The sequence below is a fragment of the Clostridium tyrobutyricum DSM 2637 = ATCC 25755 = JCM 11008 genome (genome assembly GCF_000359585.1).
Classification (GTDB): domain Bacteria; phylum Bacillota; class Clostridia; order Clostridiales; family Clostridiaceae; genus Clostridium_B; species Clostridium_B tyrobutyricum.
Genome location: NZ_APMH01000002.1, coordinates 77,278 through 96,157 on the forward strand (window position 1 = coordinate 77,278; position 18,880 = coordinate 96,157).

At 32.2% G+C, this 18,880-nt stretch carries 19 protein-coding genes, 1 tRNA gene, 1 riboswitch and 1 other annotated feature; of the genes, 3 read left to right on the forward strand and 17 right to left on the reverse strand.

Annotated features, from left to right (window positions below; translation table 11 throughout):
• Positions 1–55 precede the first annotated feature (55 nt).
• The 9 genes from gap to J418_RS0101505 form a co-directional block, all read right to left on the reverse strand.
• Positions 56–1,060: a type I glyceraldehyde-3-phosphate dehydrogenase gene (gene gap / locus J418_RS0101465; protein WP_017753147.1), complete on the reverse strand. Its 1,005-nt coding sequence runs from the start codon at positions 1,058–1,060 to the stop codon at positions 56–58.
• Positions 1,061–1,105: 45 nt separating this feature from the next.
• Positions 1,106–2,137: a sugar-binding transcriptional regulator gene (locus J418_RS0101470; protein WP_017894646.1), complete on the reverse strand. Its 1,032-nt coding sequence runs from the start codon at positions 2,135–2,137 to the stop codon at positions 1,106–1,108.
• A gap of 131 nt (positions 2,138–2,268) precedes the next feature.
• On the reverse strand, positions 2,269–3,648 hold the full coding sequence (rpoN, locus tag J418_RS0101475) for an RNA polymerase factor sigma-54 (protein WP_182915968.1): 1,380 nt from the start codon (positions 3,646–3,648) through the stop codon (positions 2,269–2,271).
• Between the two features lie 172 nt (positions 3,649–3,820).
• A complete protein-coding gene (trxB, locus tag J418_RS0101480; RefSeq protein ID WP_017753144.1) occupies positions 3,821–4,747 on the reverse strand; it encodes a thioredoxin-disulfide reductase in 927 nt (308 codons plus the stop codon).
• A gap of 34 nt (positions 4,748–4,781) precedes the next feature.
• On the reverse strand, positions 4,782–5,621 hold the full coding sequence (locus tag J418_RS0101485) for a DegV family protein (RefSeq protein WP_017894648.1): 840 nt from the start codon (positions 5,619–5,621) through the stop codon (positions 4,782–4,784).
• A gap of 18 nt (positions 5,622–5,639) precedes the next feature.
• Positions 5,640–6,107 (reverse strand): tRNA (uridine(34)/cytosine(34)/5-carboxymethylaminomethyluridine(34)-2'-O)-methyltransferase TrmL, encoded by a 468-nt coding sequence (gene trmL, locus J418_RS0101490; RefSeq protein ID WP_017894649.1) that lies wholly within the window; start codon positions 6,105–6,107, stop codon positions 5,640–5,642.
• A gap of 139 nt (positions 6,108–6,246) precedes the next feature.
• Positions 6,247–6,825, reverse strand: a complete 579-nt coding sequence (locus J418_RS0101495; protein WP_017894650.1) for a 5' nucleotidase, NT5C type — start codon at positions 6,823–6,825, stop codon at positions 6,247–6,249.
• Positions 6,826–7,154: 329 nt separating this feature from the next.
• The gene (locus J418_RS0101500) at positions 7,155–7,787 is read right to left on the reverse strand and encodes a manganese efflux pump MntP (protein ID WP_017894651.1); all 633 of its coding nucleotides are present in this window, start codon (positions 7,785–7,787) and stop codon (positions 7,155–7,157) included.
• 406 nt (positions 7,788–8,193) lie between these two features.
• Positions 8,194–8,280, reverse strand: a tRNA-Leu gene (locus J418_RS0101505).
• Positions 8,281–8,493: 213 nt separating this feature from the next.
• Here J418_RS0101505 and J418_RS0101510 point away from each other — a divergent pair.
• On the forward strand, positions 8,494–8,841 hold the full coding sequence (locus tag J418_RS0101510; protein WP_017753139.1) for an EamA family transporter: 348 nt from the start codon (positions 8,494–8,496) through the stop codon (positions 8,839–8,841).
• The gene (locus J418_RS0101515) at positions 8,828–9,166 is read left to right on the forward strand and encodes an EamA family transporter (protein WP_257725350.1); all 339 of its coding nucleotides are present in this window, start codon (positions 8,828–8,830) and stop codon (positions 9,164–9,166) included. Before J418_RS0101510 ends, J418_RS0101515 begins: the two co-directional genes overlap by 14 nt.
• Positions 9,167–9,216: 50 nt before the next feature.
• Here J418_RS0101515 and J418_RS0101520 read toward each other — a convergent pair whose 3' ends face one another.
• Positions 9,217–10,386 carry a VanW family protein gene (locus J418_RS0101520; protein WP_017894653.1) on the reverse strand — a complete coding sequence of 390 codons (1,170 nt, stop codon included), beginning with the start codon at positions 10,384–10,386 and terminating at the stop codon, positions 9,217–9,219.
• 163 nt (positions 10,387–10,549) lie between these two features.
• On the opposite strand from J418_RS0101520, the gene J418_RS0101525 reads away from it, so the two are divergent.
• Positions 10,550–11,782 carry a competence/damage-inducible protein A gene (locus tag J418_RS0101525; RefSeq protein ID WP_017753136.1) on the forward strand — a complete coding sequence of 411 codons (1,233 nt, stop codon included), beginning with the start codon at positions 10,550–10,552 and terminating at the stop codon, positions 11,780–11,782.
• A 66-nt stretch (positions 11,783–11,848) separates the two neighbouring features.
• On the opposite strand, the gene nth is transcribed toward J418_RS0101525, so the two are convergent.
• The 7 genes from nth to J418_RS0101560 all read right to left on the reverse strand — a co-directional run bounded on the left by nth (position 11,849) and on the right by J418_RS0101560 (position 18,468).
• Positions 11,849–12,505, reverse strand: a complete 657-nt coding sequence (gene nth / locus J418_RS0101530; protein ID WP_017894654.1) for an endonuclease III — start codon at positions 12,503–12,505, stop codon at positions 11,849–11,851.
• Positions 12,480–13,205, reverse strand: coding sequence for a lysophospholipid acyltransferase family protein (locus tag J418_RS0101535; protein WP_017894655.1), 726 nt, complete (start codon positions 13,203–13,205; stop codon positions 12,480–12,482). The genes nth and J418_RS0101535 overlap by 26 nt, the downstream gene beginning before the upstream one ends.
• Before the next feature lie 83 nt (positions 13,206–13,288).
• On the reverse strand, positions 13,289–14,260 hold the full coding sequence (gene queG, locus J418_RS0101540) for a tRNA epoxyqueuosine(34) reductase QueG (RefSeq protein WP_017894656.1): 972 nt from the start codon (positions 14,258–14,260) through the stop codon (positions 13,289–13,291).
• Between the two features lie 22 nt (positions 14,261–14,282).
• A complete protein-coding gene (gene epsC / locus J418_RS0101545; RefSeq protein WP_017753132.1) occupies positions 14,283–14,876 on the reverse strand; it encodes a serine O-acetyltransferase EpsC in 594 nt (197 codons plus the stop codon).
• Between the two features lie 140 nt (positions 14,877–15,016).
• The gene (cysK, locus tag J418_RS0101550; protein WP_017894657.1) at positions 15,017–15,928 is read right to left on the reverse strand and encodes a cysteine synthase A; all 912 of its coding nucleotides are present in this window, start codon (positions 15,926–15,928) and stop codon (positions 15,017–15,019) included.
• A 62-nt stretch (positions 15,929–15,990) separates the two neighbouring features.
• Positions 15,991–16,229, reverse strand: a binding site (T-box leader).
• A gap of 104 nt (positions 16,230–16,333) precedes the next feature.
• Positions 16,334–17,038: a spore cortex-lytic enzyme gene (gene sleB / locus J418_RS0101555; protein ID WP_017894658.1), complete on the reverse strand. Its 705-nt coding sequence runs from the start codon at positions 17,036–17,038 to the stop codon at positions 16,334–16,336.
• Between the two features lie 167 nt (positions 17,039–17,205).
• The gene (locus J418_RS0101560; RefSeq protein WP_017894659.1) at positions 17,206–18,468 is read right to left on the reverse strand and encodes a magnesium transporter MgtE N-terminal domain-containing protein; all 1,263 of its coding nucleotides are present in this window, start codon (positions 18,466–18,468) and stop codon (positions 17,206–17,208) included.
• 187 nt (positions 18,469–18,655) lie between these two features.
• Positions 18,656–18,823: riboswitch (M-box (ykoK) riboswitch) on the reverse strand.
• Positions 18,824–18,880: the final 57 nt, after the last annotated feature.

An 18,880-nucleotide genomic window follows, 5' to 3' on the forward strand; every position in this document is an offset into this window, starting at 1 on the left:
TTACTATGCTACCAGTTTAATATATACATATTAAATAATCAGCTGTAAATTTTAACTATTTAGCAATTTTTGCAAAGTAAGCTAAAGTTCTAACTAATTGTGAAGTGTATGACATTTCATTATCATACCATGAAGCAGTCTTAACTAATTGTGATCCGTTAACATCTACTATTTTAGTTAAAGTTGCATCAAATAATGAACCATAGTTGATTCCTACAACATCTGCAGAAACTATTGGATCTTCAGTATATCCGAATGATTCATTAGCTGCTTCCTTCATAGCTGCATTAACTTCTTCAACTGTAACATTCTTCTTAAGAACTGAAACTAATTCAGTTATTGAACCAGTTGGAACTGGAACCCTCTGAGCATTTCCGTCTAATTTTCCTGTTAAGTCTGGAATAACCTGGCTGATAGCTTTAGCAGCACCAGTTGAGTTAGGTATTATGCTGACAGCAGCAGCTCTAGCTCTTCTTAAATCACCTTTTCTGTGTGGTCCGTCTAATGTATTCTGGTCATTAGTGTATGCATGGATTGTAGTCATGAATCCTTTTTCTATTCCGAACTTGTCATTTAATACTTTAGCCATTGGAGCTAAGCAGTTAGTTGTACATGATGCACCTGATATAACTGTTTCAGTTCCATCTAAAGAATCATTGTTTACATTGAAAACTATTGTCTTCAAGTCATTTCCAGCAGGAGCTGATATAACAACTTTCTTAGCGCCGGCTCTTATATGAGCTTCAGCTTTTTCCTTCTTAGTGAAGAAACCTGTGCATTCAAGAACAACGTCTATTCCAAGTTTTCCCCATGGTAATTTTTCAGGATCTGCTTCAGCAAAAACTTTAACTTCTTTTCCGTTAACTACGAAAGCTCCTTCTTTAACTTCTATTTCACCATTGAATCTTCCCTGTGATGAATCATATTTGAATAAATGAGCTAACATCTTTGTATCAGTTAAATCATTGATTGCAACGACCTCTAAGTCTGGTACTTCAAGAATTCTTCTTAATGCCAATCTTCCTATTCTTCCAAAACCATTAATAGCTACCTTTGTCATTTAAACTCCTCCTAAATAATTAAATATTTATAATAAATAAAAAATTTATTGACCATTTATAAGTTCTACGATTTTTTTTGCAGCACCTTCGTCTGTAATCAATACACCACCATGTGTACTTATTTCTGTGGAAAGTATGGCTTCTGCCTTACTGCCTCCCCCTGCAACTGCTATTACTGTACTTATTTTGTCTATTTCACTGTTTTTTATTCCTATGCTTGGGGTTGCATAAACTATATTTCCCTTTTTATCAAAATAGTATCCAAAGGCCTCTCCAAGACCTCCGTCGGCTTCTATCTGGTGTATTTTTTCATCACTCAGGCCTCTTCTTTTAGCCATCTTGTTGGCCCTGCCTATACCATATATCAGTATATCTGCATTGTAAATAAACTGCAATATATCCTGTATGGACTTTTCCTTTATAATAGTACTAACAGCGTTATCACTTAAACTATCCGGGATATGAAGTAATTTATAATTGCCATCCAACTTTTTAGCAAGTCTTGCCGACAAGGTATTTGCCTGGGTCTCTACATTGGCACCCATACCACCTCTTGCCGGTACTACAAGAACATTTTTTATATTAGTTACCCTTGGCATATTATCAACTACCTGTTTCATTGTAGAGCCTCCGGTAATGGCAATAGTACTGTCATTTTTTAAGATACTCTTCAAATAAATTGCGGCTGCCCTTCCTATTTCACTCATTATGGTTTTATCTAGATCACAATTTCCAGGCACAATTATAGCTTTTTCAAGTTTGAATCTTTCCTTTATAAAATCTTCGATTTCAGACAGGCCCCTTAGCTCATGTATGGAATCTTTCAACTTATCTATAATGTCCTCTCCATCTTTTGTTATAGTCATTCCAGGAGTATTTATTTCAATAAAGCCTTGAGTTTTTAAAAAATTTATTTCTGTTCTAACTATTCTCTCACCAATTCCCAAATCATTTGCAAGTACTCTTCTGCCAATAGGTTGGTTATAGTAAATAGTTCTTAAAATATTGTACCTTTTTTCCAGTAAATCAACTAGTTCGGGTACTATTCTTTTTTGTAATTTAAGTACTTCTTCCACATCCATACCTCCTGGCCTGTTAGTGTCCCAGTACTTTACTAACTGTCCCACTACTATTATAAAACATATACAAGCTTTTTTAAATAGTATTTTAAAAAAAATATTAAAAACTTGTTATTAAAGGCATATCATCAGTACCTTTTTCTCCCTTTTGACGACTTTATTCCAAGTTCCTCTCTATATTTTGCTACAGTTCTTCTTGAAATATTCATACCCTTTTCATTAATTAAATTGCACATTGACTGGTCAGATAATGGTTTTTTCTTGTCCTCCCCGTCTACTATACTTTTAATTTCCATTTTAATAATCGATGCAGAAATATTTTCACCATTTAAAGATGAAGAAATTCCAGTAGTAAATAAATTCTTTATTTTTACCGTTCCTCTGCTTGTGTATATATATTTCTCTCTTATTGCTCTGCTTATAGTAGATTCATGCATGTCTAAACTTTCTGATATTTCTTTTAAAGTCATAGGTTTTAAATAACTGTCTCCATAATCAAAATAATCTCTTTGAATTTCAAGTATCTTTTCCAGTACTCTATATATAGTACTTTTTCTATGTTGGATACTCTTTATTAAAAATACAGCTCTGTTTAGTTTGTCCTTTACATAGTCCAGTGCATTTTTATCATTTTCTTTTGAATCTTCACCCTTTATTATATCCTTATACATGGAATTTATGGTCAATCTAGGTACAAGATCATCATTCATCAAAATAAAATATTCTCCATCAATTTTTCTTATATATGCATCAGGCATTATATATTTTACCTCTTCGCCTGTATAAAAACCACGTGATGGCTTAGGATCCAATCCTTTGATTATATCTCCATATTTTTGGGCACATTTTACATCTATATTCAATTTTTTTGCTATAGTATCATATCTATTTTCAGCAATAAGTTCCAAGTAGTTATCTATAATCTGTATTATATTTTCATCCGATAATTTTTTTCTATTTAATTGTACTTTAAGACATTCATTTAAATTTCTGGCACCTATTCCGCTTGGATCTAAAGATTGTACAATTTTTATACAATAATCTGAAAGGTCTTTTGAAATTTTAAGTTCTTTTCCAAGTTCCTCATTGGACAGAATCAAATACCCTCTTCTATCTATATTCTCTATAATATAATTACATACGGCTTTTACGTAATCCTTTTCACCCAAATATCTTATTTGTTCTGTTAAATACTCTTTCAATGACTTTTTCTCAGATATAAAATTAAAAGGGGAAATTTCTTTATCTTCATTTCTTTCATAACTATGATGACTATAATTATCAAACTCTATATTTTTTATAAACTCCTTATAATCAAGTTTAGTTTCTTCTTTATTATTGTTGTTTAATTCAATATCTTTTGCATCTAGAATAGGATTTTCCTGTACTTCCTTTTCTATATATTCTTTAAGTTCAAAACTTGACATTTGGAGAAGCCTTACAGAAAGCTGCATCTGCTGTGTCATTACCAACTTTTGTTCTTGTGTTAGATTGAGTCCAAAATTCAAGTTCACATTTATACCCCCTTTATTCAATTAGCAGTTCACAATTAACAATTCACAATTGCACACTGTGAATTGTTAATTGTTAATTGTCTAACTATATTATATCATTAAGTTATTTAAAAATAGAGCCCAAATTATATAAATCAGACTCTATTTTATGTATTTAACATAAATATTATAACTTTTGGTTTTCTATATATGCTTCAGCTTCTACAGCTGCAATTGCACCATCTGAAGCCGCTGTTACTATCTGTCTTAAAGTCTTTTGTCTAACATCCCCGGCAGCAAAAACTCCAGGTATATTGGTTTTCATATTTCCATCTGTAATTATATAATCTCTTTGATCCAAATCTACCTTGCCTTTAAATAACTCTGTTACAGGGTTGTATCCTACAAATACAAAGCATCCATCTATTTTGAGTTCACTTGTCTCTCCAGTGTTTTTGTCCTTTATTCTGAGTCCTTCAAGTACTTCTTCTCCTAACGCCTCTTCTACCTGGGAATTCCACATAAAACTTATTTTAGGGTTTTTAAATGCCTTTTCCTGAAGTGATTTAGCCGCCCTAAGTGCATCTCGTCTGTGAATAACTGTGATATGTTTTGCAAATTTAGACAAATATATGGCTTCAGTTATTGCTGAATCTCCTCCTCCTACAACTGCTACATCAAAGTCAGTGAAAAAGTCTGCATCACAAGTTGCACAATAGGAAATTCCTTTTGCCCTTAGCTTATCTTCATTTTTAAATCCGCCTGGCCTTGGGTTCGCTCCTGTGGCTATTATAACTGTCTTGGTTTTATAAGTCTTGTTTTTACCTTTTATAGATTTTATTTCAGGGGAAAAGTCAACATCAACTATTTCATCTGAAATAAATTTAGTTCCAAACATTTCAGCCTGGCTTTTCATTCTTCTGCTTAAAGTATCTCCGGTAGCATTTTCTACAGATCCTGGATAATTATCTATATCTACAGTAGTAACCACCTGTCCGCCATAACTTTCTCTTTCTATTACAACTGTATTTAATTTTGCTCTTGCGGAGTAAAGTCCTGAGGACAGCCCTGCAGGGCCTCCTCCAATTATTATAGTATCGTAAACGTCATCCATATTTCATCCTCCTTATTATATAAATATCATATTATTAGAATTTTTCTATAAAAAATAATCCACATGCACCAGCACCTGAGTGTACCCCAACTACACACCCTACTTCACTTTCTATAAACTCTATTTTTCTATTGATAAGCTCCTGCCTCAATGGGTCAAGTACTTCCGTATTCCCTACATGTAATAGTATGGCTGGTTCTCCTTGTTTTACTCCCTTTTTATCTATATAATCAAGCATACTTTTAAGGGCTTTTTTGCTTCCCCTCACTTTATCTGAGACTGCCATCTGGCCATCTTTTACATTGATTATAATCCTAATTCCAAGTATATTGGCTATAGTACCTGCAGTTTTGGAAAGCCTTCCTCCCCTGACCAAGTTTTTAAGACTGCTGAATTCCAATTTAGTCTTTACATGAGGTTGAATCCTCTTTATTTCCTTTTCTATCTCCGCTAGGCCAAGATTCTTCTCTATAAGTTGAGCTGCCTTTATAACCATAACACCCAGACCCGAAGTAACATTCAGGCTGTCTATTATTACTATATCATCAGTTTCCAGCATATTTTTGGCAACACATGCAGATTGATAAGTGCCGCTCATTTTAGAGGATATATGAATGGAAATTATCTTATATCCCTCATCCAGATATCTTTTGTAGCATTTCATAAACATTTCAGGATTAACTTGAGCTGTGGCCGGGAACTCACTGGTATTCTCCATTTTTTCAAGAAGTTCAGGAAGTTTTATATCTATTCCATCTCTATAGGTCTTCTTGTCAATAATTACGAAAAGAGGCAGCACTTCTATATTATATTTTTCTATTATATAATCAGGTAGATCCGACGTACTGTCCGTAATCAATTTTATCTTTTCCATAACAAAAATCACCCTCCTCTATTTCATAACAGGAAAGTTCATCTGCCTTAACGCTTCATACGCCACTATAGCTACTGTATTTGATAAGTTCAATGAACGTGTAGTAGTATTTATCATTGGAACTCTTATACATGTATCACTGTTCTGTTCCCTTATATAATCAGGCAATCCACAGGTTTCCCTGCCAAATACTATGAAATCTCCATCCTTGTATTTAGCTTTATCATAATAGTGTCCTCCATGAGTGGTAGAAAAATAAAAAGTTCCATCTTTATATTTTTCTCTCAGTTCTTCATAAGAATCATATAGTGTCAAATCAAGATATGGCCAGTAATCCAGTCCTGCTCTCCTTAAATGCTTTTCATCAAGGCTGAAACCTAAAGGTTTTATCAAATGCAATTTGGAACCTGTAAGCACACAAGTTCGTGCAATATTTCCAGTATTTTGCGGTATTTCCGGTTGAAACAGTACTATATTTAAACTCAAAAGTTTTCCTCCTTCAGTATATAAAACAATTCAAAACATACTATTTATACTATTCAGTATAAAGTCTTATTAATATATTACTATATTATAATTGTTCTGTCACTATACTGTAAAGATTGAGATAATAGAAAAGATGCTGTTACACAGCTTTGCTCTGCAACAGCATCTTTTCTATTATTCCATATACTCCATTCCAATTGAAAACTCTAGTTATATTTTCATCTGATACTTGTCTATTATAGTTTGTATCAAGCAAAATTACCTTGAATCCACTTTGTGACAGTTGCAGAGCATTTTGTGGACTATCTTCTATAAATACATCACAATTGAGTTTCTCTGCTATGTCAACTTTATGGGGAGATCCTAAAAGATATACACCATCATAAGGTATATTGTGTCTGTTTAAATAATTATAAGTTAAAATCTCAAGCTCCTTATATCTAGCAGTTACAAAGTATATATTGCTGGTATTATATAACTTGCATATAATATCTCCGGCATCTTTTCTTATCTCTTCTTTATCATGAATTTCAAACTTGTTTTCATTGTAAAACTTTATATATTCCTCCTCTGATATTCCCATAGTTTTATCTATAGGATATTCAGTAACTTCTTCAGGCTTAATATTTTTATGAAAATATTCATTTGCACTTGGAATCCAGTAGTAAGGGTCAGTAATTGTTCCGTCTATGTCTATACATATATTAAATTCTTTCATTCGAACACTCCTTTTTATTATTTAATTGTAAATGTGATTTTTATAGAATACTATATAATAAGATTAAAGTTAAATAAGTGTGATTAAAATATTATTTGAAAAGTTTTTATAAAAGACACGTTAATATATTAAGCATCATAGATATTATGTTAATATAAAACTATTAAAATGATATTAAATTCATATTAAATATTTGTAATTAATTTTAATGCTACTTATTATATATAACATTTGATTTATAAACTGTCAATGTTATTTACAAATCTTTTCCAATTATACTAACTTTCAAAGATTTATATATTGGAGCATCAACAGAAAACCAGACAACTTTATAGGCTGATAATTCCCATATGTTCCAGCAATATTTTCAAACCCATCAACATCAGTATAATTCCTCCGGAAAGCTCAGCCCTGGATTTAAATCTCGCACCAAATATATTGCCGATTTTTACACCCAGCATAGATAAAATGAGAGTTATAATCCCGATAAATAAAGTTGCCGAAACAATATTTACACGAAGGAAAGCAAATGATATTCCCACTGCCAGTGCATCAATACTTGTAGCAATAGCAAGAGGCAGCATTTCAACAGGTTTTAAAGATGCTTCCTTTTTACTTGGACGCTCTCCACCAGGACATTCCCTATCCACACATGTTTCAGTAGGGCATGTCCTGTCAGTACATCCTTCTTTTTTAAAGCTTTCAACAATCATTTTGCCTCCGATAAAACAGAGCAAAACAAATGCTATCCAGTGATCAAAGGCCATTATTTTATTGGCAAACTGTTTGGCAAATATATATCCGATAAGGGGCATCACACCTTGAAAAATGCCAAAATACAAGCCTACAGTCGAGGCTTTTTTTATAGTTAGCTTAGTCATGGCCAATCCGGAGCAAATAGCTACGGCAAAAGCATCCATGGAAAGTCCAATAGAAATAATAAATAATTCCAATACATTCATTTTACATTCTCCTCTACAAAGTCAAATTTCAAAAAGGAAAAGCCCAAGTATTACTCATACGAGCTTATATTTGGGCTTTCATAAAAATAAGGACCATGCATAGCTGTAAAAGTTATACATGAGTCTCGTTTTTTAAGACAAGCCAGACCGCTATCGGTCAGTATGTTGACTTGTCACGCACATTGCGCTAACTACTCCCTCACGGGCATTTTCAATTTGTAACAGTATATCACGATTTTGTGTAAAGGTCAATCCAAGGCAATAACACCTTCATGGCAAATGCATTTTTGGATAAATTTATAAGTTGTATTGTAAAATAAAAATACACTAGGTCTCAAAAGATTATTTGAACCCTGGTGTATAAATATTACTTAACTATATATTTAAATAATTATATTACCTGATTTGGTGCGGATAACAGGACTTGAACCTGCATGAAGTTACCCTCACTAGGACCTGAACCTAGCGCGTCTGCCAATTCCGCCATATCCGCAAATTATATGACTTTTATAAATCCTTCGTACAAAAGACCATAAGTTACTTACATAGTATATCACAAGGTAAAAAAGAAAACAACTGCCCTTACATATGATTTCATCCTGACTTTCAATGAATTTTTGACATGAAAACTTTCTTGACATAAAAACTTCAAAAATGCTTTAATATAGTAATAGCAAATAACTATTTTCAAGAAAGAAGGTACAAAATGAGCTCCTTTTTTGACTCATATAAGAAAAATATTTACGGAATTTTATTGATTTTTATAGCATCCCTGTTAACCTCCTTTGGACAGATGTTCTGGAAATTATCATATCAGAATTCCAAATATCTCGTATTTATAGGCTTCATCTGTTATGGACTAGGTGCACTATTGATGATTGTAGCCTTCAAACATGGCAGCTTTTCCGTTCTACATCCCATGTTAAGCCTAAGCTATATTTTTGCTATATTTCTAGGTATCATTGTTATTAAGGAAACTGTAGATTTTATAAAATTGCTTGGAATATTGTTTATTATGTCTGGAGTTGTTTTAATAGGAGGTGGAGACAATTAATTATTTAGTTTTGGTCTGCATGACTATTATAGGAGCCTTCGCAGGATTTTCCCTGAAAAAGTCCACTTCCCAGTCATCCAGTATATTCAAGGTAATTTTAAGTAAATGGTTTTATATAGGTTCTTTTCTATATCTTATGGGTGCATTGTTAAATATATATGTTTTGAAATTTTTACCATATACTGTAGTACTGCCGATGACATCTCTTACATATATATGGACAATGATTATATCATTTTATCTGCTTAAAGAAAAAATAACTTTTAAAAAAATACTTGGAGTCATGCTCATATTAATCGGTGCATTTTTGATAAGCATAAGCTAAAAAATTGCATATAAAAAGTCCTCTCAATAATATTTTAGAGAGGACTTTTACTATTTTTTCTCTGCTGAATTAGAATATATATTAAAAACAACACTTCCGCCTGAGGTATATCCTTGCACATATACCGGATATTTAAAGTCATTTCTGAATTTATAATCTATATTTCCATAATCTACAGTAGCATCCATACCTTTTGCAACATAATGTACAGGCATTGTATGATGTACTCTTTCAGTAGAGGTCAATCCAGCTGCATTTACTGCATTATAAAGTGTAGTGGAAACCTGACATATGCCACCGCCTAATCCATCTTCCAGTTTATCTCCAATTATAACTGGGGCTGCTTTATAGCCTTTAGCTGCTGTTCTCTCCCCTACAACTCCATTAAAACTAAATTCTTCTCCCGGCATAATAACCGTACCATTTATACTCTTTGTAGCAAGTTCTATATTATTTGCCCTTTGTGAGGATGACACCGATCCATAGTTTGTACTAAAATTAGAAATCAACGTATTCACTTTCTGTAAATCCGAACTTTTAATAGATGCAGCAACAGTATCTATTTTAGCATTTATTTTCAAGTCACCAGTTACATCTCCATCTATTTTAGATAATAACTGCTTTTCTAAATCTTTCTGGTCAAGTTTAAGTCCATTTACTTCAGGAGTTATGTTAAATCCAATTCCACCCATACTTATAGCAGCATTTTCAGGATCCCTATCCACATCACCTGCTATCTTTTTTACAAGTTCCTTAACAGGCTTTTCATCATAAGTAAATTTCAGTTTATAAATTACCTTGTTTGAACTCTTGATCATACTATACTTTTTAAGTATATTTGAATTCTTTCCGTAAGAATATGCCTGGTTAACTATATCATCCACATTAAATTTCCCATTAATATTTGAATAATTTAACGTATAAGTGCTGTCTGAAGCAGATATAATTATTTTTTTATTTTTCAATTTTTCTACATAAGCCTTGTTTATCATATTCTTTGCCTCAGCTTTCGTTTTACCTGATAAATCCAGACTCTCAACCGTTACACCAGGATATATCAATTTGTCCCAATATTTAACTTCATTATAATGATATACCATGAATCCTGCAGCAACACCTAAAAAAGCAATTACACAGGCAATGATTATAATCATCAGCCTATTCGTGCGTGCCTTGTTTCTAGATTTTCTAGACCTTCTAGGATTATTCATTTCATCCATCTCAACACCTCTTTTTACAATAACTATATAACATTATACTATACAAGCATTAATTTTAATATACTAATTAACCATCTATATATATTTATGCTATTATAAAATTATATAATATAATTCAACAAAATAATAGTTACAAAATAATTAACATTGGAGGAAACATCTTATGAAAGCAGAGATATTATGTGTAGGAACAGAAATTCTATTAGGTGATATAGTGAATACAAATGCACAATTTATTTCAAGAGAACTAGCAAGTATTGGCATAGATGTATATCATCAATCAGTGGTAGGTGATAATCCAAAACGTCTTTTAGAAGAATTAACAAGCTCTTTCAAAAGAGTAGATATAGTTGTAACTTCTGGAGGGCTTGGACCGACTCCTGATGATCTTACGAAAGAGATAGGTGCACAATTTTTTAAAAAGAAAATGATTCTGGACCAAAATACAGTAGACAAATTAAAAAATTATTTTGATAAAATGGGGAGATCATACCTTAAAGGCAATAATATGAAACAGGCCTATTTCCCTGAGGGCTGCACAATAATGGAGAATGATCATGGAACCGCCCCTGGCTGCATTATAAATGAAAACGGGAAAATACTTATAGTTCTTCCAGGTCCCCCAAGAGAATTAAAACCTATGTTTCTAAATTCAGCTGGTCCTTTTTTAAAAAAATACAGCAGTGAAACTATAAAATCCAAAATTCTTAGACTATATGGAATTGGTGAAGGAGAAATGGCCCAGAGAATAAAGGAATTAATAGATAAAAGTTCTAATCCGACAATAGCTCCTTATGCCAAAGAAAATGACGTTACACTTAGAATTACAGCTAGGGCAAATACTGAAAAAGATGCCTTGAAGCTTATAAAACCCCTGGAGGATAAGGTAAAAAATATATTTGGAGATAATATATATGGTTATGGAGAAACTTCCATGGAAGAAGTAGTTGCTAAAATTCTGGTTGAACGAAATTTAACTATATCTACTGCTGAATCCTGTACTGGAGGACTGATAGCCGCAAAATTCATAAATTATCCCGGTATATCTTCAGTATTTTTAGATGGTGCTGTTACCTATAGTAATGAGGCAAAAATGCACAGACTTAATGTAAAAAAAGAAACCCTGGATAAATTCGGAGCTGTAAGTGAAGAAACTGCAAGAGAAATGGCTGAGGGCATAGCAAAAACTTCTGGAACTGACATTGGCTTGTCAACCACAGGTATTGCAGGTCCAGATGGAGGGTCTGAAGAAAAACCAGTAGGTCTGGTATATGTTGGATTGTATATAAAGGGAGATGTCTTTGTTAAAAAGCTGCAACTTTCTGGTGAGAGAAACAAAGTTAGGAATAGGGCTGCCGTATCAGCCATAGACTATCTCAGAAGAAAACTAATATAATGATAATGAGCATGGATTTTTATAAAAACGAAATCCATGCTTATATATATTTGCCTAATTAAAATTTTAATGCTTCTCTGCAGGATGATTGAAATAATCACAATAAGGAGCCACCGGACAGCGTTCACAATCCGGTTTCCTTGACTTGCATATTTTTCTTCCATGCCATATTAAATAATGATGGCTTATACTCCACATATCCCTAGGTATATTTTTCATAAGTTCTTCTTCGACTTTTAGGGGAGTAGTTCCCTTACCTATCCCAAGCCTGTTTGAAACTCTAAATACATGTGTATCTACTGCAATAGCAGGTATACCAAAGGCATTGGACAATACTACGTCCGCGGTCTTTCTCCCTACACCTGGAAGCTTTATAAGCTCTTCCATAGTATTTGGCACATGTCCACCAAACTTTTCAATAAGAACCCTACTGGTAGCCAGGATATTTTTACTTTTATTTCTATAAAAACCACAACTTCTTATTTTTTCTCCCAATTCCGGTTCCGTAAGTGTAACCATTTTTTCAGGAGTATTATATTCTCTATACAATTCATCAGTAACCTTATTTACCCTCACATCCGTACATTGAGCTGAAAGTATTGTGGAAACAAGAAGTTCATAGGGAGAGCCAAAAGAAAGTGCACATTTAGCATCAGGATAAGTCTCTCCAAGTACCCTTAATATTACATCTACATTTTTATTTTTCAATTTTATCACCTTCATCAAAACTGTATACCCCTCTATATCTTTCAGGCAAAAGTTTTGCTATTTCGCACATAAAAAAATCACTTACTCTATCTTCATATTCATGTTTTTTTTCATCTTTATGTTTCTTTGGTATTTCTAATTTCTTTCCTATATTTACTTTAACTTTGGCATATTGAAAACTTTCATCAGCCATATCTTTATCACTTATTGGAAGAAGATTTTCCGTACCGCAGATTCCTACTGGAATTACTGATGCTTTAGTTAGTTTCTGTATAAGCACTACTCCCTTTTTTGCCTTATTCATAGAAGCTGTTCTACTTCTGGTGCCCTCTGGAAATATAAGCACACTGTCACCTGATTTAAGAGCTTTAACTATATTGGATATAGCATTCTTATCCGCAGTATTTGGATTTATACATATTGTCTTCGTCATGCTCATTCCCAATTTAGTAAGAGAATTATTGTTTAATTTTTTTCCAGCTACAAAAGTAAGATTTTCTTCTTTGAATACGTTGCCAAGAACCAAGGCATCTGAATTACTAAGATGATTGCTGATAAATAGTATAGGCCTTTTAACACCATTTAAGTGTTCCTTGCCTATTATATCCATATCAGCATATTTTTTTACATAACCATTTAGGACCTTATCAGAAATATATCCTGTAATACTTTTAGGAAAGCATCCTACTAATTTTACCACAAGTGGAGATATCATAATATACTAAAACCACCTTTCTTTAATAAAACTGTCTATAAATATATAAACAATAAAGTTTTAAATGTACCCATTAATATAAATTATAGTTTGAAAAGCTTAAAAAGTCTATTGTAATAATCCTGAACATAAGGTGATCTTATATTTTTAATTGTAATATTCTTACCTAAAATGAAGGAATTTATTAATGCATTCCTTATAATTATATTTTTCCCTCTCCATCCACAAGAAGTTATAGCGTATTTCTGCCTGAATATTTTATTATCCATATTTAAAATTTCAGATAGATCTACATCTTCCATAAATTCAAATGGTCTAAATTCCTGTATATTGGAAAATAAGATTTTCCTATTATATGGACATATATTCTGACAAATATCACATCCAAATAGGTTTCCTCGAAATTTAAGAATCCACTCATCTTTAATATGTTTTTTTTGTGTAATATAGGACATGCACTTGTTGGAGTTTTTTTCTCCTCTTATGGCCCCAGTAGGACAAGCTTTTAAACAAATATTGCAACCCCTGCATTGAGATTGTAATATTTCACTGTTGCCAAGAGCCAGATCCGTTATTATCTCTCCAAGAAATACATATGACCCATATCTTTGTGTAATAAGCATGTTATTCTTTCCTAGAAATCCTATTCCACAAAGTTTGGCAATATATCTTTCTGGAAGCATATTGCTATCCACAAGCGGCACTGCACTGCCTCCCATACTCTCTATAAAGCGGCATATTTTATTTAGATACTTAAATACTACCTTATGATAATCCTGCCCTCTAGTATAAAGAGAAAAACCTATTTTATCTTTTGTACTTCTATTAAACAAATAGGGAAAGGCAACTGATATTATTGTCTTTCCCTCTTTCATATATACAAAAGGATTAATCCTCTTATTTTCATCTTTTTCTTCAAATTCATTGCTAAGTGAATTCAATCTTCTAAATTTAAGAGAATTGTATAATTCACAAAATTTTCTGCATTCTGTAAATCCAACAGTATCTATTCCAATTTTTCTACAAAACTCTATTAACTCATTTCTATAATTCATATACACACCTACTGAAAGAAGATTATATTATCATCTCATTATATATCTTTTTCCTTTTGCCTGCATAGTCCTTTATTTCTATAACTTCACATCTTTTTTTGTATATTGTTCTCGCTGGTATTCCAACTGCTGTACAATCTGATGGTACGTCTTCCAGTATAACTGCATTGGCACCTACTTTTACTCTATCTCCTATTACTACAGGTCCAAGTATTTTAGCTCCACTTCCTATGAATACATTATTTCCTACAGTAGGATGTCTTTTACCTGTGTGCTTTCCTGTACCTCCTAGTGTAACGCCATGATATAGTGTTACATTATCTCCAACTTCAGCTGTTTCTCCTATTACTACACCCATTCCATGATCTATAAAAAGTCCCTTACCTATTTTGGCACCAGGATGAATCTCTATTCCAGTGAATAATCTTGAAAATTGAGACACAAATCTTGCACAGAAAAACATTTTCTTCTTATAAAAAAAATGTGATATTCTATAACTTATAAGTGCATGTATAAAAGGATACAATAAAAATACTTCTAGTGAATTTCTCGCCGCAGGATCATTTTTCATGGCATTTTTTATATCATAGTTTAAAAGTTTAAATAAATTCCTCATTTTAATCTTCCTTTCATAATAATAAACCCGTTTCCCAATGATTAAATTACCTAAAACCCAAGTGCACTTTTATATAATCTTAGGTTTTAGATAACTCAAATGTTTATGTGCAATAAGTCTACTTGATTAACTAGAAAGTATTATTTATACAATCCCATGGATAAATATTTTTCTCCTCCATCTGGTGCTACTGTAACTACAGTCTTTCCACTACCAAGTTTTTTAGCTAGTTCAAGCGCTGCATATACATTGGCTCCTGAAGATATTCCTACCAATATGCCTTCTTCTTTGGCTACAAGTCTTGCATACTCAAAAGCATTTTCATCACTTACAGTTATTATCTGGTCCACTATTTCAGGCTTGTATATATCAGGTATAAATCCTGCTCCAATTCCCTGTATTTTATGAGGTCCAGTCTGTCCTCCTGAAAGCACTGGTGAGCTTGCTGGCTCCACTGCAACTACCTTAGTACTCTTGTCATGTTTTTTAAGGTTTTCTCCCACTCCTGCCAATGTACCGCCAGTACCTACACCTGCAACAAATACATCTACTTTATTTAAATCCTTTAATATTTCTTCTGCAGTAGTCTCATAGTGTTTCTGTGGATTAGCAATATTTATAAACTGTTGTGGTATATAATATCCAGGCTTATCCTTTGCTATTTCATAAGCTTTTTCTATAGCACCTTTCATTCCCTTAGTTCCATCTGTTAAAACTAATTCGGCACCATAAGCTTTTATAGTATTTCTTCTTTCAATACTCATAGTCTCAGGCATTACTATTATTACATTATAGCCTTTTAATTTTCCTATCATTGCCAAAGCTATACCTGTATTTCCACTTGTAGGTTCAACTATTGTATCACCTTTTTTTATCAGATTATTTTTTTCTGCCTTTTCAATCATTCCAAGTGCAGCTCTGTCTTTTATACTTCCACCTGGATTAAACTTCTCCAATTTCAAATATACATCTGCAGATCCTTCTACCTTTAAATTATTCAATTTCAATAAAGGTGTGTTGCCAATCAAGTCTATAGCATTTTCAAAAATCATTTTTAGTCCTCCCAAAATAATATTTAAGTTAATATTAAAAAAGCTTCATCTCTATAGTTAACTATAGAGACGAAGCTTAGACTCCGCGGTTCCACTCCAATTAGACATGAAAGTCCCATCTTTATTCAAGCACAGTATCATGCTTAATCACAGTAACGGATGAATCCGATGCAGCCTACTGTTAATTCGGTGCATAACTCAAAAGGGCACTTCACTTAAACTAAATTTAGAAATCTTTCAGCATAAAATTTCCTCTCTTAAAATTCACATCTAAGTTACTTTCCTTTTTCAAAGTATTTAATCACTTTCATCTATTGTTTTAATTCTATATTATATATTATACAACTACCTATAATTTTGTCAATAAATTTAAAATAAACTTTTAAAAATATTTGGGATGTCTGCTTATCTACAGAATCTGTGTTTTCCTATTACTTTTATAAGGGGTCTAGACCAAATCCAGTTACTGGTAGCTGTGGCAGGATTGAAATAGTAAACAGCTCCTCCAGAAGGATCCCAGCCGTTTAAAGCATCTCTTGCCGCATTTATAGAATTTTGTTCTAAATTCGCATGTATCTGACCATCCACAATGGCTGTAAATGCTCCTGGTTGATATACTACTCCTGCTATGCTGGATGGGAATCTTGGATCTCTGGTTCTATTCAATATTACGGAACCAACTGCTACCTGTCCTTCATAGGGCTCACCTCTTGCCTCACCATTTATAATTCTAGCAAGCAGCAATTCATCCTGACTGCTACCAGATAATTGAGAAGATGAATTGCTGCTTGCTGTATTTATTCCAAGAGCTTTTAGTGTAGCATCCCCTGCTACTCCATCTACTTTAAGTCCATTTTTTGATTGAAAATATTTTACAGCAGTAAATGTTTGATATCCATATACATTGTCAATACTTCCATTGTAATATCCCCAACTCTTTAATTTTTTCTGTATAGTTCCTACCGCATTTCCTTTGGAACCATAGTAATAAGCTATAGCCTGCACTGCATTATTATAAGGAGCTATAAAAATAGAATTTCCTATGTAGGTTACGAGAATTACTAGGACAAGTATTATTGCCTTTCTAAATTTAAATATTTTTTTTGTCATAAAAACTGCACCTCACAAATGTAAAAAGTGTAATAAAATTTGGCTTCTATGCTTATATTGTGCAGATAAATTAAAAAAATACGTAAAAATATCAACTTCAAAAAGTTTTGAAGTTGATATTAATTTTCAATAGGTAAAATTCAATTTTTACATTTTATATGCGTGTCTTATATGGCCTTTTTTAATTTTTTTTTCCAGTTTGGAGCAAGTACATCCTCTACAATATCATTCATTATAACTATCCCACATAATTTTTTATCGTCATCTACTACTGGAATTGATAATAGATTATACTTTATGCATAAATCTATTGCCTCATTTATATTTTTTTTATGATTTACTTGTTCTACTTCACAGAACATTATATCTTTTAATTTGCTATTAAGATCAGCTAATAGCAGATCCTTTAAAGATACTACACCTTGGATCTGACTATCAAAATCAGTTACATATATATAATGGCATACCTCTTCATCTGGCTTTATATCTTTTAATATATTTACAGCTTCTTGAACAGTCAAATTTATATTAAAAGATATAAAGTCTTTATTCATTATACTTCCTACAGTTTCATCCTCATAATCCATAAGCGACCTCACTTCATCAGCGTCTTTCTTCTTCATATCGGAAAGTATTTCATATGCCATATCCCTGTCTGTTTCTTCCAATATGTCTGCAATCTCATCATTTGGCATATTATTAAGTACTTCGTTTCTTTTAACCTGACTTAAATTCTTCAATATATCAAATTGCAAATTAGGTTCTATTTCCTCTAAAGTATCTGCTGCCAGATCATCATTTAAGCTTTCAAATACCTTTTTTCTATAATTTATATCCATATCTTCAAGTATATCTGCTAAATCTGCAGGATGTAGTTTGGAAAGTTTTTCATATGGTACTGAAAGCTGGAGATTTTTATCTATCATTTCAAGAGACTGAACATTATCCCAAACTATAAGACTATCTTCCAATTTTTTATGAAATTTTCTGCAACAGTTTTTTACAAAATTTTCTATTCCAAATCTTCTTCCAAGCGCCAAAATTCCTGTGTCAACAGCAACTACTCTATATTCTCCTGCCATTTCTGTAATTCTGAGATCATTTACCCGTACAAGTTTTTTTCCATTTATATCAACTATTTGTTTATCTAAGAGATGTTTTGAAAGCAAATATGAATATTTTTGAAGCATGATGTCTCTCATACCTTCAACTTTAATTATGACTTGATCTCCATCTCCATAAAAATTTATATTCTTGAATTCACAATTGTATATTCCCAAGCTACTTCTTATCTGATATGCTATAGCTCTAGGCATTCCTAAATCAGTTGCCACATAAATATCTTTTAACCTTCCAACTAATTCATTTGATTCATTATAAATTTTTTTATGAAGAATTTTGCTTAAGAAAAAACTAGATAATTTTTTCATAAATATTCCTCCTTTACATATACAGAGAAATATCTATAAATAATTAACCATTGATACTTTTCTGTATATCAAATATTCGATTTTTTTTGTAACTACACCGACCTCCATAAGGGCCAATATCCATTTAATATACACCACCTAAGAAAAATATTTTGGTATAATATAATAAAAAGAAGCTCTATCAGGCTTCTTAAAACTGTAATAGTTTTAGCACTATATAACTTTGGACACAAAAATCCAGCTGCGTTAAGTAAAACCTTGATACGGTAGTACCTGTTAAACCCCAGTGGCATCTTGCGATGGTTAAGGGCAGCAGCTTATATTTATATAGGAGCCTCACCTAATATTCTAATTTTATAATTTATTATATTACTAATTATATTACAACTACGTATAAAAATACAACCCAAAA